Raw genomic sequence first — 22,233 nt, forward strand, 5'->3', positions numbered from 1 at the left:
TCGAGCGCTTCTTCAGCCGCATCAAGCAGTGTCGGCGCATCGCCACACGCTACGACAAGCTCGCCCAGACCTTCATGGGCTTCGTCACCCTCGCCAGCATCATGCTCTGGCTCAAATGACTAAATCGTCCCTACGACCTAGAGCGCGTCAGGCGAAAGTGGATCCCGGTTTCGGCGCCCGACACTCTCTAATTGAAAGAGTTAGAGCCTTTTTATCTGGTTCAAGTGAGTCCACTTGAACCAGAAAGGCTCTAGGCCCGGGCGCGATCAGCCGCGGACGCCGAGCCCCAGGCGGCGGGCCTGCCCGTCGCTGGCGGGCGTCCGCAGGTCCGCCAGCACGCTGTCGAGCTGGGCCAGTTCGGCGGCGAGCGCCTCGCGGCGGCCTGCCAGCTTGTCCCGCGCGCAGTCCGCGCCGCGACCGTCCTCGTCCTCCGCCCGCAGCACGTCCTCGATGTCCGTGAGCGAAACACCGGCCTTGCGCAGGCGGGAAATCCACGCCAGCCGGCCGCGGGCGACGGGGTCGTAGTAGCGGGCGTTCAGCCGGTCTCGGCGGGCCTCGACCAGCCCCCGCTCCTCATAGAAGCGCAGGGCGCGCGCGGTCATGCCGAAGATCCGCATGGCGTTCGCCATGCCCAGCCGCGGCAGGTGGTGGAGGTTCTCTGGAGCCATGGTTCCGGTCCGATGGGCGGACGCCCAGGGACCTGGGCGCGTCGACTTAGCGCAATCAGTGAAACAGAATTGATCCGCGCGCCGGTCGTTCCCGGAGCGCTCGAGCGTGAAGAAGCCTTGTTTTTCTTCGTATCTCAAATGACAACGTGCGAAGAATTGGCCACCGCACCCGCCACATTTGTAAAATTGCAAAATGCGCCAAAAACTCTTCGTCGGTCCCAAGGTGCGCGCGCTGCGGACCCGGCGCGGGTGGCGCCTCGAAGCCTGCGCCCAGCGCCTGGGTATCTCGGTGAGCTATCTCTCGCAGATCGAGGCCAACCAGCGGCCGGTCAGCGACCGTGTGCTGATGGGCCTGATCGAGACCTTCGGCGCCCCGGCCGAACTGTTCGAGGCGGACAACGATCAGCGGCTGATCGCCGACCTGCGCGAGGCCGCCGCCGAGAGCGGATCGGCGGCCGATCAGATTCCGCTCAGCGAACTGCGGCAGGTGGCGGAACAGGCGCCGGCCTTCGCGCGCCGGTTCCTCGACCTGCACCGGGCCAACCACCGGCTGGGCGAACGCCTGAAGCTGACCGAGGAGGCGGTGTCGCTGGACGAGGGCGCCGCCGCCAGCTCGCTGCTGCCGTACGAGGAGGTGCGCGACTTCTTCCACTTCAAGGACAACTACCTCGACGCTCTGGATCGCGCCGCCGAGGACCTGGCCCAGGAGATCGGCCTGGACGCCCCGGGGTCGCCCGACATGCTGCTGGAGATGTACCTGCGCGAGCGGCTGGGCGTGCGGGTGCGCCATGCGCCGCTGGGCGACGTGATGCGGCGCTATGATCCGGTGGCGCGCGAGCTGTGGCTGAACGCCGCCCAGCCCACCCCGACGCGGGCCTTCCAGATGGCCTATCACGTGGCGGTCGCCAGCCTGTCGGGGATCATCGAGATGGAGCTGGACCAGGCACGGTTCAAGAGCGGCGAGGCGGTCGACGTCTGCCGGGTCGGGCTGGGCAATTACGCGGCCGGCGCGCTGGTGACGCCCTACCGGCGGTTCGCGGCGGCGGCGCGGGCGCTGCGCCACGACGTGGAACAGCTGGCCGCGCTGTTCGGCGCCAGCCTGGAGCAGGTCTGCCACCGGCTGAGCACCCTGCAGCGGCCGGGCCACCGCGGCGTGGCGCTCTATTTCGTGCGGCTGGACTATGCCGGCAACATCACCAAGCGCCACAGCGCCACGCGCTTCCGCTTCGCCCGGTTCGGCGGGGCCTGCCCGCTGTGGAACGTCCACGATGCGGTGGGCGCGCCGGATCGTTTCCTGGTGCAGCTGGCCGCCATGCCGGACGGCGTGCGCTATCTCTGCGTCGCCCGCGCGGTGGTGAAGCGCTCGGAATCCTACCTGGCCCCCGACCGGCGCTATGTGCTGGGCTTCGGCTGCGAGATCGCCGACGCCCATGAGCTGGTCTATTCCGAGGGCCTGGACCTGAAGGGCGCGGCGGCGCCGATCGGCGTCAGCTGCCGGATCTGCGAGCGCGACGACTGCGCCCAGCGCGCTTTCCCGCCGGTGGACCGCCGCCTGAACGTGCCGAAGCACGAACGGCGGACGGTGCCCTACCGCCTGGGTCCCTAGTTCGCGCGGCGCTTTCGCGTCGACGCCGCCGCGGCGGCCAGCTCTCGGAGCGCGGCGTTGGCGATGGTGAGCTTGGCGAAGGTCCAGCCGCCGCCGCCCAGTTCGATCTCCTCGATCGTGCGGGTGGCGGCCCGGGTCTGCTCGGGGCGCAGCGCCGACCAGGCGCCGACGGCGGTCGTGGCGCTGGCCGCATCCGCGCCGGCCTCGGCGTCGCCGGCGAAGGCCATGATGGCCCGCGTCAGCTGGGCCTGCTCGGCCAGCAGGTCCTCGATCAGCCGGCGCAGCGCCGTGCGCTCGAAGATGTCCCCGGCCCGGAACTCGCCCGCCGCCGCCCGCAGGCGATCGAAGGCGAAGGCCGCGCCGGTCGCGTAGTAGAGCCGGGCCACATTGTGCAGCGGCCAGCTGGAGGCCTCGGCCAGGTCGACCAGGTCGCCGACATTGGTCAGCGGGCCCAGCACCGCGGCGGCCTGGGCCTTCTCGAGCGGGGCGCCGGCGTCGATCAGCCGGGAGACCTGGCGATCCACGGCCTCCCGCTCGGCCTTCGACAGGATCTCCGGCAGCAAGGCGTGCAGGCTGCGGAAGCCCGGCGCATAGCGGGTGGTGAGCTCGGCCACGTCCAGCCCCTCGCGCCCAGCCCGCCGCGCCAGCCAGAAGGTGGCCCCGCGTAGCGCCGCCGTCAGCCGCCGGAACAGCGCCATCTGCCCGCCGGCCGGGATCTTCAGGTCCAGCGCCTCGGTCGCCGCCCATAGCCGCTCGAAGTCCAGCGCCTGCTTGGCCGCCTCATACCCCGCCGTGAAGGCCACCACGTCGCAGCCGGCCGCCGCCATGATCCGCGACGGGAAGCTGGGGCCGCAGCGGTTGATGATGTCGTTGGCGATCACCGTGGCGATGATGTCCGGCCGCAGGCGGTGGCTGTGGATCGCGTCCTTGTACTTGCGCAGCCCCTTGGGAAAATAGCTCTCCAGCCGGCCTTCGAAGAACGGGTCCTCCGTCGCGCGGCTGGCGACCATGTCCCGCTTGAACTCCAGCTTGCCGTAGGCCAGCAGCACCGCCAGCTCGGGCCGCGACAGCCCCCGCCCGGCCTTCAGCCGCTCGGCGATCTGCAGGGCGTCGGGCAGCCCCTCGACCGCGCGGTCCAGGCGGCCCGCGTGCTCCAGCTCGGCCATGAACCGCGCATGCGGCTCCAGCTCGCCCACCGTGTCCATCTCCAGCAGCGAGAGCGCCAGCGTCTGGTCGTAGTTGTGCACCAGCACGTGGCGCGCCACGTCGTCGGTCATGCTGGGCAGCAGCCGGTTGCGCTGCGCCCGGGTGAGCTTGCCCTGCCGCTCCAGGATGCCGGTGGTGATCTTGATGTTCACCTCGTGGTCAGAGCTGTCGACCCCGGCCGAGTTGTCGATAGCGTCGGTCTCTACCCGCCCGCCGGCCTCGGCGAACTCGATGCGGCCGGCTTGCGTTAGCCCCAGATTCGCGCCCTCGCCCACCACCTTGACCCTGAGGTCGGCGCCGTTGACGCGCACCGCGTCATTGGCCTTGTCGCCGGCGTCCATCTGGCTTTCGGTCCGCGCCTTCACATAGGTGCCGATGCCGCCCAGGTAGAACAGCTCGGCGCGGGCCTTCAGGATCAGGTGGATCAGCTCGGTGGGCGCCAGGCTCTCGGCGTCGGTCTCCAGGAACCGCTGCACCTCCGGCGACAGTGGGATCGACTTCAGGCTGCGCGGGAACACGCCGCCGCCCTTGGAGATCGCCTTGCGGTCGTAGTCGTCCCACGAGGACCGCGGCAGGACAAACATCCGCGCGCGCTCGGCGTAGCTCTTCGCCGGGTCCGGATCCGGATCCAGGAAGATGTGGCGGTGGTCGAAGGCGGCCTGAAGCCTGGTCTGCTGCGACAGCAGCATGCCGTTGCCGAACACGTCGCCCGACATGTCGCCGCAGCCGATCACCGTGAACGGCTCGGACTGGATGTCCTTGCCCAGCTCGCGGAAGTGGCGCTTCACCGCCTCCCAGGCGCCGCGGGCGGTGATGCCCATCACCTTGTGGTCGTAACCCACCGAGCCGCCCGACGCGAAGGCGTCGCCCAGCCAGAAACCGTAGGATTCGGCGACGCCGTTGGCGATGTCGGAGAAGGTCGCCGTGCCCTTGTCGGCGGCCACGACCAGGTAGGGATCGTCGCCGTCATGGGCGATCACGCCCGGCGGGCGGGTGACCTTGCCGGCTGCCGTCAGGTTGTCGGTGAGGTCGAGCAGGCCGCAGAGGAAGGTCTTGTAGGCGGCGATCGCCTCGGTGCGGATGGCGTCCTGCGAGCCGCCCTTGGGCAGCTGCTTGGGATAGAAGCCGCCCTTGGAGCCGACCGGCACGATCACCGCGTTCTTCACCTGCTGGGCCTTCACCAGTCCCAGCACCTCAGTGCGGAAGTCGTCGCGGCGGTCGGACCAGCGCAGGCCGCCGCGCGCCACCGGGCCGAAGCGCAGGTGAACGCCCTCCACCGCCGTCGACCAGACAAATATTTCGCGGAACGGCTTAGGGGCCGGCAGGTCGGCCAGCTGGCCGCTGGCCACCTTGAACGAGATGTAGGGCTTCGCCGACCCGTCGGGGCCAAGCTGGTAGAAGTTGGTCCGCTGGCTGGCCTCGACCAGCAGCGCCAGGCGGCGCAGGACCCGGTCGTCGTCCAGGCTGTCCACCGCCTGCAAGGCCTCGACGATCTCGGCCATGACCGCGGCGGCCTGGGCCTTGCGGGCGTCCAGGTCGACGGCGATGGCCGGGTCGAACTTCACCCGGAACAGGTCGAGGATCAGCCGCGACACGCCGGGGTGGTTCGACAGCGCCTCCTCCTGGCCGCGCTGCGAGGGGTCCAGGCCCGACTGCTGGCGATAGCGGGCCAGGGCGCGGACCAGGGCCGCGTCGCGCCAGGGGATCGACAGCTCCAGCACCAGGCGGTTGAAGCCGTCGCTCTCGGTCCGGCCGGTCCAGACGGCGACCACGGCGTCCTCGAAGGCGTCCTTGATCTCGGCGAACACCAGGTCGGCGCCCCTCGGGTCCTCGATCTCGAAGTCGTGCACCCACACCGCGTCCTGGCCTTCCGGGGCGATCGCGAACCCCGCCTCGGCCAGGGCCTTCAGTCCCATGTTCTCCAGGATCGGCAGCACGTCGGCCAGGGCGGCGGGCACGATTCGCCGGTAGAGCTTCAGGCGAAACTGCAGCGGCCCGTCGGCCGCGGTGCGATAGGCGCGGGCGCAGAGCGTCTGGTCGGGCCCGAAGCCCTCGATCACCGCCACGTCCTCCAGCGCCTGGGCGGCGTTGAAGCGGTCGCGGTAGCCGGCCGGGAAGGCGTCGCGGTATTTCGCGACCGTGGCGGCCATGGCGTCGGGGTCGCCGCCGCCGGCGCGGACCGTGGCATTGAAGCGGTCCTCCCAGGTCCGGGCCGCCTCGGTGATCTGCGCCTCCAGCTTGCGCAGGTCGGGCGCGGGATGGTCGCCGGGGGTCAGGCCGATGATGTAGTGCACCCGGGCCAGCGGCGTGTCGTTGAAGCTGGGGTAGTAGGCCGACAGCCGCCCGCGGAACGCGCCGGCCAGAATGTCGCCGGCCCGCTTGCGCAGGTCGGAGTCGTAGCGGTCGCGCGGCACGAACAGCAGCACCGAGGCGAAGCGGCCGAACGGATCGCGGCGCACGAACAGCCGCACGCGGGGCCGGTCATAGAGGTGCAGGATGCCCTGCGCCTGCTCCAGCAGCTCGTCCTCGGGGATCTGGAACAGCTCGTCGCGCGGGTGGTTGTCGACGATGTTCTTCAGCCGCTTCTCGTTGTGGCTGCCGGGCATGGCCTTGGCGCGGGCCAGGACGCGGGCCACCTTTTCGCGGATCAGCGGCACGGAGGCGGCCGGCTCGTCATAGGCCTCGGCGGTGAACAGGCCCACGAAGCGGACCTCGCCCGAGGGGCGGCCGTCCACGCCGTAGCGCTTGACGCCCACGTAGTCCATGTAGCCGCGCCGGTGGACGCGGCTCTTCACATTGGACTTGGCGATGGTGAGCGCCGGGTCGCGGATGATGCGGTCCTTCACCTGGCGCATCAGTACCGCCGGTTCGTTGGCGCGGCGCAGGACAGTACGCGTCGCGTCGCGCAGGACGCCCAGACCGTCCGCGGGCTGGTACATCGGCTCTTCGGGCGCGTACTCGCCGTTCTTGAGGCGCGGGTATTCGTAGATGCGCGCGCCCAGGAAGACGAAGTGCTGTTCGTGCAGCCACTGCAGGAAGTCGACCTCCTCCGGCCGCGCCTTGCCCGACAGTTGCAGTTCGGTGACCGTTCGGCCCATCAGCTCCAGCATGGCCGGGAAGTCGTCCACCGCGGCGCGCACGTCCGCCAGGGTCGCCTTGACCCCCTCGACCAGCGTCGTCTCGCGATCGGCGCTGACGTCCTCGATCAGGATCTGGATGAGCGATTCGCGGCGCGGCGCCCCGGCGTCGCCGCGCAGGCCGGCCCGGTCGCGGCGCACCTCGACGATGGGATGGAACATGGCGCGGACCGCCAGCCCCTGGTCGCCGATCTCGCCCATGATGCTATCCACCAGGAACGGCGCGTCGTCCTGGACGATGTCCAGCCGGTCGAAGGTGGCGCCCACCGCGTCGCTGATGCGGATCTGCGGCGCGCGGCCCCGGCGCTTCTCGGCGTAGGCCCACAGGTCGGCGAGGTTGCGCGCCAGGTCGGCGATCGACAGCTCCGGCAGTTCCTCGGGCTGGGCGTCCTCGCTGACCTGCCGGGCGAACGACTTCACGCCGGCCTGGTCGGCGTCGCCCTTGAGTTGTGTCTGGACGGCCTTGGCCAGCCCGGATGCGGCGGGGGGCGAGCGGCTCATGGGCGAACCTCCACGGCCCGACGGGCCGCCTGTGGTCGACGAAGGTGGGGGCTGGAAAGGCTGGGTCCGGACGCGAAAACGCCGCCGGAGGAGAGTATCCGGCGGCGCGTGGTTCCGCCGAGGGGGAGCGGCGAAACGCGGGGTGCTCGCTGCGCCCGCGGGGTTGGGGGACGGGCGCACCTGTCGGACGAACTTGCCGCCCGACCAACCTTATTTAGGAAGCGGTGGCGCACAGTTTAAGTCCCCGGCCGCAAGTTCTTGGGTCTCGGTTTTCGGGACGGTTTGGGCGGGCCGGCATTGGGGAGTTCGTGGAGGGCCGGGGACCCCTTCAGCGCGCTCGGGTCGCCGTCGCCGGACAGCAGCACGGCGATCCAGTGCGTGCCCGTGAATTGCGCCAGGATCACCATGGTGATGGTCATCAGCGGGGTCGACAGGAAGGCGCCCGGCAGCCCCCAGACGGTGGTCCAGAAGGTCAGGCCCAGCAGCAGGACGATCGGGTCCATGTTCAGGCTGCGGCCCTGCATGCGGGGCAGGATGATGTTGCCCACGAAGGCGTGGGTGAGCTGCAACACCACGATCAGGGCAATGGCCTGCCACAGGGTCTCGAACTGGACGAGGGCGAACACCGACGGCGCGCCCACCCCGACGATGCCGCCCAGGATCGGGATGTAGCAGGCGATGAAGATCAGGATCGACCAGAAGATCGCATTATCCAGGTGGACGGCGGTCATGGCGATCCAGGATATGCCGGCGATGATCAGGCCGGTGACGGTCTGGACCCACAGATACTGCTCGATGCCGTTGCGGATGCGCAGGAAGGCGTCGACGGCGTCGCGCCGCCGTTCCCGCGACGGGAACAGGCCGATCGCCTTACGCGCCCAGCCCTGCTGCGACGCCAGGATGAAGCCGAGGTAGACCAGCACGAAGATCGCGGTGGTCGCGAAGCCCTGCAGGCCGCCGGCGATGCGGCCCAGGTAGCTGGCCGGATTGAGCTTGGCGACCAGCTCGTTGAGGGACGGCGGCGCCTCGACGCCCACCAGGCCGGCGATCCGCACGATCAGCCCGTTCAGCTTCGGCGTGTAGGTCACCAGCTGGCCGGCGAAGGCCGCGCCGTTGTCCGCGATGAAGAACGCCGCCCCGCCGAAGATCAGCACCGACAGGACGATGGCCAGCGGGGTGGCGAACCGCCTGGACAGCCCCGGCAGGCGCGCCTCCAGCACCCGGGCGAAGCCGTCGATCATCATCGCCAGGAACACAGCCAGCGCCAGTGGCGTCAGGATGTCCCGCAGCTCGAACAGCATCGCGCCGCCGGCGATGGTCGCCAGGAACACCAGGGCGTTTCGCGAGACCGGGTCGGCGGCGGGTGCGGGCATGCGCGCTTTCGGAAGCTCTGGGGAGTCTCCGCGTCGCGCGGCGCCCCGTCAAATCCGGCGTGCTCTACCGCTGTTCACCGCGATTGGGGAGCCGATTTGCCCCGCCGACCGCGATTTACGGCCCCGCCCGCCACGCAGTCGCCGTGGCGAAATCGGGCGGGCGGCGGTCGGACCTTACCGCGGCGCCATCCGGATCGCGCCGTCGAGGCGGACGTCCTCGCCGTTGAAGTAGCCGTTGGTGATCATGGTCAGGGCCAGCTGGGCGTATTCCGGGGCCTGGCCGAGGCGCTTGGGGAACGGCACCGAGGCCGACAGCGCATCCTTCACCTGCGGCGGGGCGCCGGCCATCAGCGGGGTCTCGAAGATCCCCGGCAGGATGCAGTTCACCCGGATGCCGTCGCCGGCCAGGTCGCGGGCGATGGGCAGGGTCATGCCGACCACGCCGCCCTTGGACGCCGAATAGGCCGCCTGGCCCATCTGGCCGTCCTCGGCCGCCACCGAGGCGGTGTTGACGATCGCCCCGCGCTCGCCGTCGATCGGCTCTAGGTCCAGCATGCCCTTCGCCGACTTGGCGATGCAGCGGAAGGTGCCGACCAGGTTGATCTGGATGATGAAGTTGAAGGCATCCAGCGGGAAGTGCTTGGTCTCGCGGGTCTGCTTGTCGCGGCTGGCGGTCTTGAAGGCGTTGCCGGTGCCGGCGCAGTTGACCAGAATCCGCTCCTGGCCGTGGGCCGCGCGGGCCTTGGCGAAGGCCGCGTCGACCTCTTCTTCGGAGGTGACATTGCACTTGCAGAAGACGCCGCCCACTTCTTTGGCAACGGCTTCGCCCTTGGCCTCGTTCATGTCGAAGATCGCGCACCTGACGCCCTGGGCGGCCAGGGCGCGGACGGTGGCTTCGCCGAGGCCGGAGGCGCCGCCCGTGACGACGGCGGCGACGGATGAATTGAGTTCCATGGAGGAGCGCTCCCTTATGTTGGTCTGGATTTGCGCGAAGGCTTAGTCCGATGAACGGCCGCAAGAAAGCGTCACCCAGCGTCACCTTCGATCCGCAGGCGGAGATCGCAGAGGACCGCGCCCTCGTGCCAGCGGTGATGCGGCTGAACGAACAGCGGGTGGTCGCCGGGTTCTGGCCGAAGATTCGCAAGGTCGCCGCCAGGGTCCCCTTCGCCCGCGAGGTGCTCTCGGTCTGGTACTGCGCCCAGGACGAGGAGACACCGCTGGCCGCCAAGGGCATGGCGTTCGCGGCCCTGGCCTATTTCGTGATGCCGGTGGACGCGATCCCCGACTTCATCGCCGGCATCGGCTACACCGACGACGCCGCGGTGTTCGCCGCCCTGCTGGCCATCCTGGGCAAGAACCTGAAGCCCCGGCACAAGGACGCCGCGCGCCGGGCGATCGACGGCCTGCGCGACGACTAACCGTCCACCTCCGGCACGGCGGTCAGCCTGGCGGAGCGGGCCAGCTGTTGTTCCCGGAGCGTGATGAACAGGGTCGAGGCGACGACGATGCCGGCGCCCAGGAGGGTCCAGCCGCTGGGGACCTCGTTGAACAGGAAGAAGCCGGCCGCCGCCGAGAACACCAGCCGGGTGTAGTCGATGGGCGCCATGGCGGCGGCGTCGCCGGACTGCATGCCCTTGATATAACAGGCCTGGTTGGCGGTCGCGATCACGCCCATCAGGCAGAGCAGGAACAGGTCCCGCGGCCCGGGCACGCGCCAGCTGTAGATCGCCCCGGGGATCGACAGGACCAGGCCCAGGACCGCCGACCACACCAGGATCACCATCGGCGGATGGTCGCGGGTCAGCACCTTCATCCCCGTAACCGTGAAGGCGAACAGGAATGCCGAGGCCAGCATGGCCATGGCCGGCAGGCCGATGGCGAAGTGCCCGCCGGCGCCCGGTCGGATCATCACCAGCACCCCCAGGAACCCGACGATCGCCGCGCCGATCCGCAAGGGGCCCACCGGCTCGCGGATCACGAAGGCGGCCAGGGGCACGAGCCACAGGGTGCGGGTGAACGAGAGCGCATTGGCGTCGGCCAGCGGCATCTTCTGGAAGGCGTAGAACGACAGGATCATCCCCACCGTCCCGGTCGCCGAGCGGAAGATCATGATCGCCGGCCGGGTGGTCGCGAAGGCGGCGCTGCGGTGGCGGACGATCACCGGGGCCAGGATCATCAGGCCCGCCGCCTGGCGGTAGAAGGTCTGCAGGGTCGCCGGGTAGTCGCTGCCCAGATACTTGATCAGCGTGGTCATGACCGAGAAGGTCACGGCCGAGCCCAGCATCCACAGCGCGCCGCGCAGGTTGGGCGACAGGCCCGGCTTGGCGGCGGGCGTATCGGTCACGCTGGCGCGCCGATCATGACGTCTGGGCGGGCGGGGCGAAGGCGGTCCCGAACAGCTCGGCGAACGGCGACGGGCCGGAGGGGTCCCAGGCGTGACGCGAACCGACCGTGATGCCGCCGTCGACCACCAGGTGCGTGCCGGTGACGAAGCCCGAGGCGTCGGAGGCCAGGTAGAGCGCCGCCTGGGCGATGTCGTCGGGCAGGCCGGACCGGTGGACGGGCTGCACGGACGCCGCGTTCTGGGCGACCTGGGCGGCCATCTGGTCGGCCTGGGCGCGGGGCAGGCCCAGCGAGGCGCCGAAGATCGAGGTGGCGATCAGGCCGGGGCAGATGGCGTTGACCCGGATGCCACGCGGCGAAAGCTGGGCGGCGGCCACCCGGCTCATGTGGATCACGCTGGCCTTGGCCGAAGAATAGGCGATCGGGCCCCAGCCGGCCTGCAGCCCGGCGATCGAGGCGGTGTTGACGATGGACCCGCCGCCGCGGGCCAGCATCAGGGGGACGGCGTGCTTCATGCCCAGCGCCGGGCCGCGCACCAGGACGTCGAAGATCCACGACCACTTCTCGGCCTCGATCTCGGCCAGCACCCGCATGCCGTCGGAGATGCCGGCGTTGTTGAACAGGATATCCAGCCCGCCGAACTCCGAGGCCGCCAGCTTCATCGCGGCCTCGATCTGCGCCTCGTCGGTGACGTCGCAGTGAGCATAGGCGACCTGGCCGGGGAAGCGGCGAGCCAGCATCGCGCCCTTCTCGTCCTGGATGTCGGCGGCCACCACCATCGCGCCCTCGGCGACGAACAGCTCCACCGCCCCCAGGCCGATGCCCGAGACCCCGCCGGTGATCACCGCGACCTTGCCGTCCAGACGTCCCGCCATCGCGCTCTCCCCCGCTGATTATCGCCGATCAGTAGGCGCCGCGCCGCGCCCTGTCACCCCCGCCGCCGCCATCGAGGCTTTACGACCGGCCAGGGCTCCGCCTAGGGACTCTCCACGTCCAGCCGGAGACCCGTCCCTGTGAATCGCATCCTCGTCGCCGCCTTCGCCGCGGCGCTTTCGCTGGCCTCGGCCGTCGCCGCCGAGGCGCGGCCGTTCACTCAGCAGGACCTGGTGGCCCTGGACCGGGTGACGGACGCCCACGTCTCGCCGGACGGACGCTGGGCGGTCTACGACCTGGCCAAGCTCGACTTGGCGGCCAACCGGCGCACCCACAGCCTCTGGGGGGTGGCCACCGACGGCAGGAGCGCGCCGGTGAAGTGGGCGGACGCGGGGACCAACCCGCGCTGGGCCGCCGACAGCGCGGCCGTCTACTACCTCGCCAAGGGCCAGGTCTGGCAGGTCTGCCCCGGCTGCAGGACGGCCCAGCCGCGCCAGGTCACCGACCTGCCGCTGGAGGTCGACAGCTTCCGGATCGCGCCCGACGGCCAGCATATCGTGGTCTCCATGGCGGTGTTCCCGGACGCCGAGGACCCGGCGGCCAGCAAGGCGCGGCAGGCGGAGATGGCGAAGTCCAAGGCCTCGGGCCGCAGCTATGACAAGCTGTTCGTCCGCCACTGGGACACCTGGGCCGACGGCACGCGGAACCACCTGTTCGCCCTGGCCCTCACAGAAGGCGTCGCCACCGGCGCGCCGGTCCCGCTGATGCAGGGCTTCGACGGCGACGCCCCCGGCCGACCGTTCGGCGGCGACGAGGACTACAAGATCACCGCGGACGGCCAGTCGGTGGTGTTCTCCGCCCGCCTGGCCGGCCGGACCGAGCCGTGGTCCACCAACTTCGACCTCTATGTCGTGCACATCGACGCCTCGACCCCGCCGCGGAACGTGTCGGCGGCCAACCCGGCCTGGGACGCCGGCCCGGTCTCCTCCCCCAGCGGCCGCTTCGCGGCGCACCGGGCGATGAAGCGGCCGGGCTTCGAGGCCGACCGCTTCGGGGTGATGCTATACGACAACAAGACCCAGACGGTGCGCGAGCTGGACCCGGCGTGGGACCGCTCGGCCGACGCCCTGGCCTTCTCCGGCGACGAGAAGGCGCTCTACGTCCTGGCCGGCGACGTCCAGCACATGCGGCTGTTCGCGATGAGCACGGCCAATGGCACAGTGAAGCCGTTGACCGGCGACGGCCATGTAGGCGGGTTCGACGTGGCCAGGCCGAAGGGCGGCGACGTGATCGTCTACACCAAGGACAGCCTGGCCCATCCGGCCGAGGTCTATGCCCTGAAGCCGGGGGGCCAGCCGGTTCAGCTGACCCACGTCGCCGATGCGGCGTTGGCGGGCGTCGAGATGTCCGCCTACGAGAGCTTCAGCTTTGCGGGCTGGAACGGCGACCGGGTCCACGGCTGGGTGGTCAAGCCCTATGGCTGGAAACCGGGGGCCAAGTACCCGACGGTGATGATGATCCACGGCGGGCCGGAAGGCTCGTGGCAGGACAGCTGGTCCGCCCGCTGGAACCCCGAGGTCTGGGCCGGCTGGGGCTATGCGGTGGTGATGGTCGATTTCCACGGCTCCACCGGCTACGGCCAGGCCTTCACGGACGCGATCTCCAGCCACTGGGGCGATAGGCCGCTCGAGGACCTGCAGAAGGGCTGGGCCGCGGCGCAGGCGAAGTACGGCTGGATCGACGGCGACCGGGCCTGCGCGGCCGGCGCCTCCTATGGCGGCTTCATGGTCTACTGGATCGCCGGAACCTGGCAGACGCCGTTCAAATGCCTGATCGCCCACGATGGCGTCTTCGACAACCGCGTCATGGGCTACGCCACCGAGGAGCTGTGGTTCTCGGAGTGGGAGAACGGCAAGGCCACGCCCTGGGCGGACCCGGCGGCCTACGAGCGGTTCAATCCGATCGACCACGTCGCCGACTGGACCCGGCCGATGCTGATCATCCATTCGGACAAGGACTTCCGCATCCCCGTCGACCAGGGCATCGCCGCCTTCACCGCCCTGCAGCGCAAGGGCGTGCCCAGCCGGTTCCTCAACTTCCCGGACGAGAACCACTGGGTCCTGAAGCCGCAGAACTCACTGCAGTGGCACGACACGGTGCAGGCGTGGCTGGCGGAGTGGATCGGGCCGGGGGCGAAGTAGGGGGCGGTGGCTCAGGCGCCGCGACTCGTGGCGCCCGGCTGCCGTGACCGGGTAAGCCAGGATCGCGACGCGCGGATCTCATGTTCTTGTTGTGTTCCGTGTTTTGGCTTGCTATTTGAAGAGGCGGGTTCTTGACAGCACGTTAAGCGATCGTCGCGCACGATTCGTCTGCGTGCTATGATTTGAATGCGGATGCGAAACCAACCACCAGAACGTCTGACGGCACTGACACACTATGTCATTGCGCGCACCGGCAGATCAGCTTGGGGCGACCAAGCTGAACAAAGTGCTTTGGTGGGTAGGCTGCGCTGCCTTCCGTCGCTGGGGCCACTCAATCTCTGGTTTGGACGCCTAGCCCGGCGTGTTGTGGCTCTCGGGGATCCAGCTGGCCCGCGAGGGTCCGGCGGCGAGCACCAGCACGCGCCGCCGGAACCGGGCCAGATCAGTGGCCGCCGTGAGGCAGGCCGGCCCGGCGCCGAAGATGATCCCATCAGAGGTCTCCATGCGCGTCGTAAGGGCTAGGCCAGGATGCGTACGGTCGGCTCGCGGTCCCACTGGCGGGTGCGGGCGGCCGCCACCCAGCCGGCCACGGGCCCGCCCAGCGCGACCACGCCGTCGTCCGGCGCGACACCGGCCTTGTCCAGCAGCGGCTGGGCGGTCGCGGTGAAGCCGATCGCCTTGAGGTGCACGAAGGCGTTGTGGACGAAATCGATGGCCGCGCTGTCGTTCACCAGCTGGGCGCAGCCGTCGTCCGAGACCACCAGGGCCACGGCGTCGAACAGCACCGAGGGCGTGCCGGCCAGCTGGCCGTCGGCCGCCAGCGCCTTGCCGTCCGCCAGGGTCACGCCGCCGATCCTGGGCGCGACGATCTTGACGCTGGCGCCCTCGGCCTCCGCCGCCTTGCGGACCGCGGCGACGACGCGGCCGTCCGCGCCGTCGGTGACCAGGATGCCCACCGCGCGGCCCATCAGGCTGGGCGGAGACTTGCCGACGATCCGCAACGCCGGCGAGGCGTCCATGTCGAACGGTTCGGCCGCCGGGGTGGAGGCGGCCGGAAGCTCGGCGTTCAGCCCGGCCGCGACGCGCTGGGAAAGGTCGGCATCGACGTTCTGGAGGTTGGCCAGGATTCGGGCGCGGACGTGCTCGAAGCTGCACTTGGAGAGCTCGAACACCAGGGCGCTGGCCAGGTGCGCCTGTTCGATGGCGGTCTGGGAGCGGAAGAACAGCCGGGCCTGGCTGTAGTGGTCGGCGAAGCTCTCGGCGCGCAGGCGCACCTTGGTCCCGTCGGTCGCCACCGGGGCGGTGCGGAAGCCGCCCTTGGGGTCCTCGCGCGGACCGCCGTCCTCGCCGGCCTCCGCCAGGCTGTTGGGCTCATAGTTGGCGCGGCCCTTGGGGACCTGCATCTGCATGTGCCCGTCGCGCTGCAGGTTCTGGAACGGGCAGCCCTTGGCCTGGTTGATCGGCAGCTGGTGGAAGTTCACCGACCCCAGCCGCGACAGCTGGGTGTCCTGGTAGGAAAACAGCCGGCCCTGCAGCAGCGGGTCCTCGGAGAAATCGATGCCCGGGGGCACATTGGTGGGCAGGAAGGCGGCCTGCTCGGTCTCGGCAAAGAAGTTGTCCGGGTTGCGGTCCAGCACCATGCGGCCGACCACCTCGATCGGGTGGAGCTCCTCGGGGATCAGCTTGGTGGCGTCCAGGATGTCGAACGGCAGGGCGTCGGCCTCGTCCTGGCTCAGCACCTGGACCCCGAATTCCCATTCGGGGAAGGCGCCGGACGCGATGGCCTCGTGCAGGTCGCGGCGGTGGAAGTCCGGATCGGCGCCGGCGATCTTCACCGCCTCGTCCCAGCCGGTGGACTGGGTCCCCAGCTTCGGCCGCCAGTGGAACTTCACGAAGTGCGCCTCGTCCTTGTCGTTCAGCAGCCGGAAGGTGTTGACGCCGAAGCCCTCCATCATCCGCAGCGACCGCGGTAGGGTCCGATCGGACATCGCCCACATGATCATGTGGGTGGCCTCCGGCATCAGGCCGATGAAGTCCCAGAAGGTGTCGTGGGCGCTGGCCGCCTGCGGATAGCCGCGGTCGGCCTCCATCTTCACGGCATGGATCAGGTCGGGGAACTTGATGGCGTCCTGGATGAAGAACACCGGGATGTTGTTGCCGACCAGGTCCCAGTTGCCCTCGACGGTGTAGAACTTCACCGCGAAGCCGCGCACGTCGCGCGGGGTGTCCACCGAGCCGGCGCCGCCCGCCACGGTGGAGAATCGCGTGAACAGTTCCGTGCGCTTGCCGACCTCGGTAAGAATCCTGGCGCGGGTGTAGCGGCTGAGCGACTTGGTCAGTTCGAAATAGCCGTGGGCGGCCGAGCCGCGGGCGTGGACGATCCGCTCCGGAATCCGCTCGTGGTCAAAGTGCTGGATCTTCTCGCGCAGCACGAAGTCTTCCAGCAGGGCCGGGCCGCGGGGGCCGGCCTTCAGCGCGTTCTGGTCGTCGCTGATCGGCACGCCGTGGTTGGTGGTGATCCGCGCCTCGGGGGCGGCGGCAGTCTGGTGCAGTTCGCCGCCGGCGCCGACGGTGGGGGCCGGGGCGGCTTTGGCGGTCGCGGGCGCACGCGAAACGGCGGGCTTGGTCTTGGCCATCGGGGCGGTCCTGAACTGAAAGTGCGAGCCTGAGGGCTGCCTAACGCCGCTCGCGCGGAATCGGTGCGCCGGGGCGGCAGGAATATTTACGCCGTGGCCTTTGCGGCCGGCGCGGCCGGGCGGGCGAACGGCACCACCAGCAGGGCCGCGAAGGTCAGCACGGCGACCACCGCCCAGGCCTCGTTGATCGACTGGACCAGCGCCAGCTTGCGCACCATCGGTTCCAGCATCGCCGCCGTGCCGGGGTCGATCGGGCCGGGCGGGCGGGCGTCGAACAGCGCCAGCGGGATGCCGACCGCCTGGGCGGTGACGCGGTCGCCGGCCTGCAGGCGGGCGACGATGGCGGCGGCGTGGTGCGGCAGGCGGCCGTAGATCACGGTATCGATCAGCGCCAGGCCGATGGCGCCGCCCAGGTTGCGCATCAGGTTGAAGAGGCCGCTGGCGTCGGGGATGCGGGCGGCCTCGAGGCGACCCAGCGCCAGGCGGGTCGGCGGCAGCAGGCAGAACATGATCGCCGCGCCGCGCACGATCTGCGGCACGATCATCGCGTGGAAGTCGGTGTCGCCAGTCTGGCGCGCGCTGAGCGCCAGGCCGACCCCGAACAGCAGGAAGCCGAAGCCGGACAGCAGACGCGCGTCCACGCGGCGCTCGAGCGCCACGGCCAGGGGCGCGGTCACCAGCTGGGCCGCGCCGGTGACCAGCATGATCTCGCCGATCCGGAGCGCCTGGTGGCCGCGCACGAAGGCCAGGAACACCGGCATCAGATAGACCGAGCCGAACAGGCCGATGCCGAGGCTGAAGCTGAGCAGGCTGCCGATCGCGAAGTTGCGGTCGCGCAGGGTGCGCAGGTCGACGATGGGCGCCTCGCGGCCCAGCACGCGCCGCACGAAGGCGGCCAGCGACGCGGCGCTCAGCGCCAGCAGGCCCAGCACCAGGGGTGAGGACCAGCCCCGCCCGGGAGCCTCCTTCAGGCCGATCTCCAGGGCCGCCAGGCCGATCGTCAGCAGGCCCAGCGCCACCAGGTCCAGGGTGCGCCACAGGCCACGCTGGCCGGACCCGCGCGGCAGCAGCAGGGCCGCGCCGGCGGCGGCCAGCACGCCGGGCGCGACATTGATCAGGAACAGCCAGCGCCAGCTGTAGGTCTCGGTGATCCAGCCGCCGACGATGGGCCCGACCGTGGGCGCCAGCACCGCCAGCATCCCGGCCAGCGTGGTCGCGATGGCCTGCCGCCGCATGGGGAACAGCAGGAACACCGCGGAGAACACCGCCGGAATCAGGACGCCGCCCGACAGACCCTGCACCACACGCAGCGCGATGAGCTGGGTGAAATCCGCGCTGGCCGCGCACCCGGCCGAGGCCAGGGTGAACAGCGAGACCCCGACCACGAACAGCCAGCGCATGCTGAGCCAGCGGGTCAGGAAGCCGGTCAGCGGGATCGCGATCACCTCGGCGATCAGATAGGCGGTCTGGATCCAGCTCATCTGCTCGGCCGGGACCGCCAGCGCCTGCTGGATGGTCGGCAGCGACGTGGCCACCACCTGCACGTCCAGGATGGCCATGAACATGCCCAGGCCCATCAGGGCAAACCCGCACCAGGTGGCGAGCGTGGCTTCGGGCGTCGGGTCCGGCGGCGAAGGTTCGCTCAAGGCGCGGGGCATCCAGACTCCATACCCCGGAACCAGTTCGTGTAGGATCGGTTGCTTGAGCTTGAAGCCGGCCGCCGCGCGCGCCGGCGCTGGATGTCCTGCATGATCGCCCCCGTCGCCCTGCTGTCCCTCGCAACGGCCTCGCCGCCGTTCACCCTGGCCCAGAAGGACGTCGAGCAGGTCGCCCGCGACCTGTTCGCGGATCGGTTCCCGCAGTTCGAGCGCATGGCCCCGGTGTTCACCACCGCGGGCGTCCGCACCCGCCAGGTGGTGCGGCCGATTGAATGGTACCTCGAGCCCCGCGGCTGGCCGGAGCGGACGGAGGTCTATCTGGAAGCGGCCGTCGACCTGTTCGTCGACGCCGCGACCCGTGCGCTGGACGAGGCCGGCCTGAAGGGCTCGCAAGTGGACGTTATCGTCACCGTCTCCTCCACCGGCATCGCCACCCCCAGCCTGGAGGCCCGCGCCATGGGCCGCATGGGCTTCCGGCCCGACGCGGCGCGGATCCCGGTGTTCGGCCTGGGCTGCGCGGGCGGGGCGACCGGCCTGGGGCTGGCCGGCAAGCTGGCGGCCGCGACGCCCGGCGCCGTGGTGCTGTTCGTGGCGGTGGAGCTGTGCAGCCTGGCGTTCCGGATGGCCGACCTCTCCAAGGCCGACATCGTCGCCACCGCCCTGTTCGGCGACGGCGCGGCGGCGTGCGTGCTGCGCGCCGGCGAGGGCGGGTTCGCCAGCCTGGTCCATGCCGAGGAGCGCACCTGGCCCGATACCCTGGACATCATGGGCTGGCGGATCGACCCCACCGGCCTGGGCGTGATCTTCGCCCGCTCGATCCCGCCCTTCGCGCTCGCCAACCTGCGGCCGGCCATGGACTCGATGCTGCGCGCCCAGGGCCTGGAGATCGACGACGTCGACCGGTTCATCTGCCACCCCGGCGGGGTGAAGGTGATCGAGGCGCTGGAACAGTCGCTGTCCATTGGCCAGGGCCAGCTGGACCATGAGCGTGCGGTGCTGGCCGAGCACGGCAACATGTCGGCGCCGACCGCGCTGTTCGTGCTGGACCGGGCGAGGCGCGCCGGGTTGCCGCCGACCTCGGTGGTCGCGGCCCTGGGCCCGGGCTTCACGGCCAGCACGGTGACGCTGAGGCGCGCGGCATGACCCTGTCGATCCTGGTCCTGGCGGCGGTCACCCTGCAGCGGCTGGGCGAACTGGTGCTGGCGCAGCGCAACACCCGGCGGCTGATCGCCCAGGGGGCCCATGAGACCGGGGCCGGCCACTATCCGCTGATCGTCGGCCTGCATGCCGCGTGGCTGGCGAGCCTGTGGTGGCTGGGGTGGGATCGCCCGGTCAGCCTGCCGTGGCTGGGCGGCTTCATCGTCCTGCAGCTGCTGCGGGTCTGGGTGATCGCCAGCCTGGGCGGTCGCTGGACGACGCGGATCGTGATCCTGCCCGGCGCGCCCCTGGTGCGGCGCGGGCCCTACCGGTTCCTCAGCCACCCGAACTATGTGGTGGTGGTCGCCGAGATCGCCGTGCTGCCGCTGGCCTTCGGGCTGGCAGGCCTGGCGCTGCTGTTCTCGGCGCTGAACGCCCTGGTGCTCCGGGTGCGCATCCGGGCCGAGGGCCGGGCGCTGCGGCATGTCTCCCTAACCGTCCCGCAGGAGCACGCCGGCGTCGTATAGGGCGCGGATGCCGGGCGGCGGCTTGCCGATCCACTCGGAAAGTACGCTGTCGTTGTGCTCGCCGCGATGCGGAGCGGGCCCGCGCACCTCGCTGCGAGCGGCGGAGAAGCGGTAGGGCGATTGCGGGATCGGGCGCGTCCCGCCGGCGCGGTCGTCGATCCAGGTTATGGCGCCGCGGTGCCGGACGGTGGGCTGGTCCTCGATCTTCGCCCCGGCGCGGACCTGGCCCCAGGCGATGTTCATACGGTCCATGGCGGCCTCGACCGCGTCCCAGGTCGGCAGGCCGGCCAGGAACCCCTCGACCGCCTCGCGGCGCAGGCGGATCTTGTCCTCCAGCGACGCCGACGGCCCGGCGGGGTCCTTGATTTCGAGATTGCCGGTCAGGCGCCGCCAGAGGTGGCGGAAGTCGGCGGAGACCAGGATCGGCCCGGCGCCTGTCGTCCAGACATCGTTGGGCAGGCCCATGGTGGCCTCGGAATCCTCCAGCTCGTAGTGCAGCTGGTCGTCGGTCACCAGGGTGGCGTCGATCATGGCGATGTCGATGTGCTGCCCCAGGCCCGTGCGCTGGCGCAGGATCACCGCGGCCAGGGTGGCGACCAGGCCGTGCAGGGAGGCGTTGGTGTCGGCGACCGACAGCGGCAGCTCGGTGCGGGTCATGCCGGTCCGCCGCCGGGTGCGGTCCATCAGCCCGGCCTCGGCGTGGATGATCGGCGCGTAGGCCGGCCGCCGCGACTCCGGGCCGCCCTGGCCGAAGCCGGAGATCGACAGCATGATCAGGCGCGGGTTGATCGCCCGCAGGACCTCATAGCCGAGGCCCAGGCGAGGCATCACATCCGGGCGGAAGTTCTCGATCAGGATGTCGGCCTGGGCCACCAGCTCCAGGACCAGCTCGCGCGCCCCGGCCGCGCGCAGGTCGAGGCAGATGTTGCGCTTGCCAGCGTTCTGCTGGTGGTAGTAGCCCGGCACGCCCCCGATCACCTTGCCCCAGAGCCGGGTGACGTCGCCCTCTGGCGGCTCCACCTTGACCACGTCGGCGCCCAGGTCGTTGAGCATCCGCCCGGCGAACGGGCCCGCCAGCACGCGCGAAAAGTCGAGCACCTTGAGCCCCGTCAGCGGGCTCTCGAGGGCGCCGGCCCCGGTCTTGGCCATGCGGCCGTCAGTCCACCATCACCACCACCTTGCCCATGGCCTTGCGGCTGGCGAGGTGGGTGATGGCGTCGGCGGCCTTGGTGAGCGGGAAACGCTCCGAGACGTAGGGCTTGATCTTGCCGTCGGCGTACATCTTCAGCAGGTCGGCCACGTTCTTCTGGTGGAGCTGCGGGTTCTTGGCCACCCAGCCGCCCCAGAACACGCCGACGATCTGGCAGCCCTTCAACAGGGCCAGGTTCAGTGGGACCTTCGGGATCTCGCCGGCGGCGAAGCCCACCACCAGGTAGGTGCCTTCCCAGGCGATCGAGCGCAGCGCCGGCTCGGCATAGGCGTCGCCGATCGGGTCGTAGATCACGTCGGCGCCGTTCGGGCCGCAGGCCTCCTTGAAGAGGGCGGCCAGCGCCTTCTGGCCGTCGCGATCGAAGGGGCCCTTGGGATAGACCACGCCGGCGTCGGCGCCGTGCTTTAGGCAGAGATCGACCTTCTCCTGGCTGGAGCACGCGGCGATCACCCGGGCGCCCATGGCGTGGCCCAGTTCGACGGCGGCCAGGCCGACGCCGCCGGCCGCGCCCAGCACCAGCAAGGTCTGGCCGGGCTGCAGATTGGCCCGCGCCTCCAGCGCATGCCAGCTGGTGCCGTAGGTCATGATGAAGGCGGCCGCCTCGTCGAACGGCATGGTGTCGGGGATCTTCACCAGCCGGTGGGCCTCCAGCGCCAGCTCCTCGGCCATGCCGCCCCAGCCGGTGTTGCCGAGCACCCGGTCGCCGGGCTTCACGTGGGTGACCCCCTCTCCGACCGACTTAACGATGCCGCTGATCTCGCCGCCAGGCGCGAACGGGCGGGACGGTTTGAACTGGTACTTGTCCTCGATGATCAGCACGTCGGGGAAGTTCACGCCCACGGCCTTGACGCTGACCACCGCCCAGCCGGGCTTGGCCTCGGGCGAGGGCATGTCGTCCAGCACCAGGGTCTCAGGCCCGCCAACGGCCTTGCTCAACAGCGCCTTCATGGACGTCTCTCCCACGCGTCTTCGATTGGGCCGGACGCTAGCCCAGCGGCGGTGACGGCGGAAGGCTGAAACCGAACGGCCGTTTGAACAGGCGGCCTGGCGCGCGCCGCAGGCGATTCATTTTAGCCACTGAAAACACTGAAAACACTGAAGGGGTCACCGCAAAAGCTCGCTCCGGCGCGCCCGCCGCGCTCAGTGTTTTCGGCGTT

Annotated in this window: 17 protein-coding genes; 6 read left to right on the forward strand and 11 right to left on the reverse strand. The window is 70.4% G+C overall.

Annotated features, from left to right (window positions below; all coding sequences use genetic code 11):
* On the forward strand, window positions 1-119 hold a 119-nt coding region (locus Q0R13_RS18045; protein WP_293904030.1), incomplete at its 5' end, for a transposase.
* 147 nt (window positions 120-266) lie between these two features.
* On the opposite strand, the gene Q0R13_RS18050 is transcribed toward Q0R13_RS18045, so the two are convergent.
* Window positions 267-668, reverse strand: a complete 402-nt coding sequence (locus tag Q0R13_RS18050; protein WP_293906534.1) for a MerR family transcriptional regulator — start codon at window positions 666-668, stop codon at window positions 267-269.
* Window positions 669-861: 193 nt separating this feature from the next.
* Here Q0R13_RS18050 and Q0R13_RS18055 point away from each other — a divergent pair, with 193 nt between their 5' ends.
* The gene (locus Q0R13_RS18055) at window positions 862-2,274 is read left to right on the forward strand and encodes a short-chain fatty acyl-CoA regulator family protein (RefSeq protein ID WP_293906536.1); all 1,413 of its coding nucleotides are present in this window, start codon (window positions 862-864) and stop codon (window positions 2,272-2,274) included.
* Here Q0R13_RS18055 and Q0R13_RS18060 read toward each other — a convergent pair.
* From Q0R13_RS18060 to Q0R13_RS18070, 3 genes are all read right to left on the reverse strand, one after another.
* On the reverse strand, window positions 2,271-7,118 hold the full coding sequence (locus Q0R13_RS18060; protein WP_293906538.1) for an NAD-glutamate dehydrogenase: 4,848 nt from the start codon (window positions 7,116-7,118) through the stop codon (window positions 2,271-2,273). The genes Q0R13_RS18055 and Q0R13_RS18060 overlap by 4 nt on opposite strands.
* 236 nt (window positions 7,119-7,354) lie before the next feature.
* On the reverse strand, window positions 7,355-8,491 hold the full coding sequence (locus Q0R13_RS18065) for an AI-2E family transporter (RefSeq protein WP_293906540.1): 1,137 nt from the start codon (window positions 8,489-8,491) through the stop codon (window positions 7,355-7,357).
* Window positions 8,492-8,665: 174 nt separating this feature from the next.
* Entirely contained in the window at window positions 8,666-9,445 is a 780-nt protein-coding gene (locus Q0R13_RS18070) for an SDR family NAD(P)-dependent oxidoreductase (protein ID WP_293906541.1), read from the reverse strand.
* Window positions 9,446-9,495: 50 nt separating this feature from the next.
* Here Q0R13_RS18070 and Q0R13_RS18075 point away from each other — a divergent pair, with 50 nt between their 5' ends.
* A complete protein-coding gene (locus Q0R13_RS18075) occupies window positions 9,496-9,909 on the forward strand; it encodes a YkvA family protein (protein WP_293906543.1) in 414 nt (137 codons plus the stop codon).
* On the opposite strand, the gene Q0R13_RS18080 is transcribed toward Q0R13_RS18075, so the two are convergent.
* A complete protein-coding gene (locus Q0R13_RS18080; RefSeq protein WP_293906545.1) occupies window positions 9,906-10,835 on the reverse strand; it encodes a DMT family transporter in 930 nt (309 codons plus the stop codon). The genes Q0R13_RS18075 and Q0R13_RS18080 overlap by 4 nt on opposite strands.
* A 13-nt stretch (window positions 10,836-10,848) precedes the next feature.
* Window positions 10,849-11,709, reverse strand: coding sequence for an SDR family NAD(P)-dependent oxidoreductase (locus tag Q0R13_RS18085; protein ID WP_293906547.1), 861 nt, complete (start codon window positions 11,707-11,709; stop codon window positions 10,849-10,851).
* A 138-nt stretch (window positions 11,710-11,847) separates the two neighbouring features.
* On the opposite strand from Q0R13_RS18085, the gene Q0R13_RS18090 reads away from it, so the two are divergent.
* The gene (locus Q0R13_RS18090) at window positions 11,848-13,908 is read left to right on the forward strand and encodes a S9 family peptidase (protein WP_293906549.1); all 2,061 of its coding nucleotides are present in this window, start codon (window positions 11,848-11,850) and stop codon (window positions 13,906-13,908) included.
* Between the two features lie 351 nt (window positions 13,909-14,259).
* On the opposite strand, the gene Q0R13_RS18095 is transcribed toward Q0R13_RS18090, so the two are convergent.
* From Q0R13_RS18095 to Q0R13_RS18105, 3 genes are all read right to left on the reverse strand, one after another.
* Complete coding sequence (locus tag Q0R13_RS18095; protein WP_293906551.1) at window positions 14,260-14,412, reverse strand: hypothetical protein; 153 nt, start codon at window positions 14,410-14,412, stop codon at window positions 14,260-14,262.
* A gap of 14 nt (window positions 14,413-14,426) precedes the next feature.
* Window positions 14,427-16,544 carry a catalase gene (locus Q0R13_RS18100; protein WP_293906553.1) on the reverse strand — a complete coding sequence of 706 codons (2,118 nt, stop codon included), beginning with the start codon at window positions 16,542-16,544 and terminating at the stop codon, window positions 14,427-14,429.
* A gap of 86 nt (window positions 16,545-16,630) precedes the next feature.
* Complete coding sequence (locus Q0R13_RS18105) at window positions 16,631-18,190, reverse strand: DHA2 family efflux MFS transporter permease subunit (protein WP_293906555.1); 1,560 nt, start codon at window positions 18,188-18,190, stop codon at window positions 16,631-16,633.
* 102 nt (window positions 18,191-18,292) lie between these two features.
* Between Q0R13_RS18105 and Q0R13_RS18110 the strand changes: the two genes are divergently transcribed.
* Together Q0R13_RS18110 and Q0R13_RS18115 are read left to right on the forward strand one after the other, a co-directional pair.
* Window positions 18,293-19,345, forward strand: a complete 1,053-nt coding sequence (locus Q0R13_RS18110; RefSeq protein WP_293906557.1) for a 3-oxoacyl-[acyl-carrier-protein] synthase III C-terminal domain-containing protein — start codon at window positions 18,293-18,295, stop codon at window positions 19,343-19,345.
* Window positions 19,342-19,866 carry an isoprenylcysteine carboxylmethyltransferase family protein gene (locus tag Q0R13_RS18115; protein ID WP_293906559.1) on the forward strand — a complete coding sequence of 175 codons (525 nt, stop codon included), beginning with the start codon at window positions 19,342-19,344 and terminating at the stop codon, window positions 19,864-19,866. The genes Q0R13_RS18110 and Q0R13_RS18115 overlap by 4 nt, the downstream gene beginning before the upstream one ends.
* Here Q0R13_RS18115 and Q0R13_RS18120 read toward each other — a convergent pair.
* Both Q0R13_RS18120 and Q0R13_RS18125 read right to left on the reverse strand, forming a co-directional pair.
* Window positions 19,831-21,015 carry a CoA transferase gene (locus Q0R13_RS18120; protein WP_293906561.1) on the reverse strand — a complete coding sequence of 395 codons (1,185 nt, stop codon included), beginning with the start codon at window positions 21,013-21,015 and terminating at the stop codon, window positions 19,831-19,833. The genes Q0R13_RS18115 and Q0R13_RS18120 overlap by 36 nt on opposite strands.
* 7 nt (window positions 21,016-21,022) lie before the next feature.
* The gene (locus tag Q0R13_RS18125; RefSeq protein WP_293906563.1) at window positions 21,023-22,024 is read right to left on the reverse strand and encodes an NADPH:quinone oxidoreductase family protein; all 1,002 of its coding nucleotides are present in this window, start codon (window positions 22,022-22,024) and stop codon (window positions 21,023-21,025) included.
* Window positions 22,025-22,233 lie beyond the last annotated feature (209 nt).

It is taken from the genome of Phenylobacterium sp. (assembly GCF_025351295.1).
Lineage (GTDB): Bacteria > Pseudomonadota > Alphaproteobacteria > Caulobacterales > Caulobacteraceae > Phenylobacterium.

Bases quoted from the DNA above. Each gene is read 5' to 3' on its own strand.
- Q0R13_RS18050 (WP_293906534.1), bottom strand. From the start codon at position 668: ATGGCTCCAGAGAACCTCCACCACCTGCCGCGGCTGGGCATGGCGAAC.
- Q0R13_RS18055 (WP_293906536.1), top strand. From the start codon at position 862: ATGCGCCAAAAACTCTTCGTCGGTCCCAAGGTGCGCGCGCTGCGGACC.
- Q0R13_RS18060 (WP_293906538.1), bottom strand. From the start codon at position 7,118: ATGAGCCGCTCGCCCCCCGCCGCATCCGGGCTGGCCAAGGCCGTCCAG.
- Q0R13_RS18065 (WP_293906540.1), bottom strand. From the start codon at position 8,491: ATGCCCGCACCCGCCGCCGACCCGGTCTCGCGAAACGCCCTGGTGTTC.
- Q0R13_RS18070 (WP_293906541.1), bottom strand. From the start codon at position 9,445: ATGGAACTCAATTCATCCGTCGCCGCCGTCGTCACGGGCGGCGCCTCC.
- Q0R13_RS18075 (WP_293906543.1), top strand. From the start codon at position 9,496: ATGAACGGCCGCAAGAAAGCGTCACCCAGCGTCACCTTCGATCCGCAG.
- Q0R13_RS18085 (WP_293906547.1), bottom strand. From the start codon at position 11,709: ATGGCGGGACGTCTGGACGGCAAGGTCGCGGTGATCACCGGCGGGGTC.
- Q0R13_RS18095 (WP_293906551.1), bottom strand. From the start codon at position 14,412: ATGGAGACCTCTGATGGGATCATCTTCGGCGCCGGGCCGGCCTGCCTC.
- Q0R13_RS18100 (WP_293906553.1), bottom strand. From the start codon at position 16,544: ATGGCCAAGACCAAGCCCGCCGTTTCGCGTGCGCCCGCGACCGCCAAA.
- Q0R13_RS18110 (WP_293906557.1), top strand. From the start codon at position 18,293: ATGATCGCCCCCGTCGCCCTGCTGTCCCTCGCAACGGCCTCGCCGCCG.
- Q0R13_RS18115 (WP_293906559.1), top strand. From the start codon at position 19,342: ATGACCCTGTCGATCCTGGTCCTGGCGGCGGTCACCCTGCAGCGGCTG.
- Q0R13_RS18120 (WP_293906561.1), bottom strand. From the start codon at position 21,015: ATGGCCAAGACCGGGGCCGGCGCCCTCGAGAGCCCGCTGACGGGGCTC.
- Q0R13_RS18125 (WP_293906563.1), bottom strand. From the start codon at position 22,024: ATGAAGGCGCTGTTGAGCAAGGCCGTTGGCGGGCCTGAGACCCTGGTG.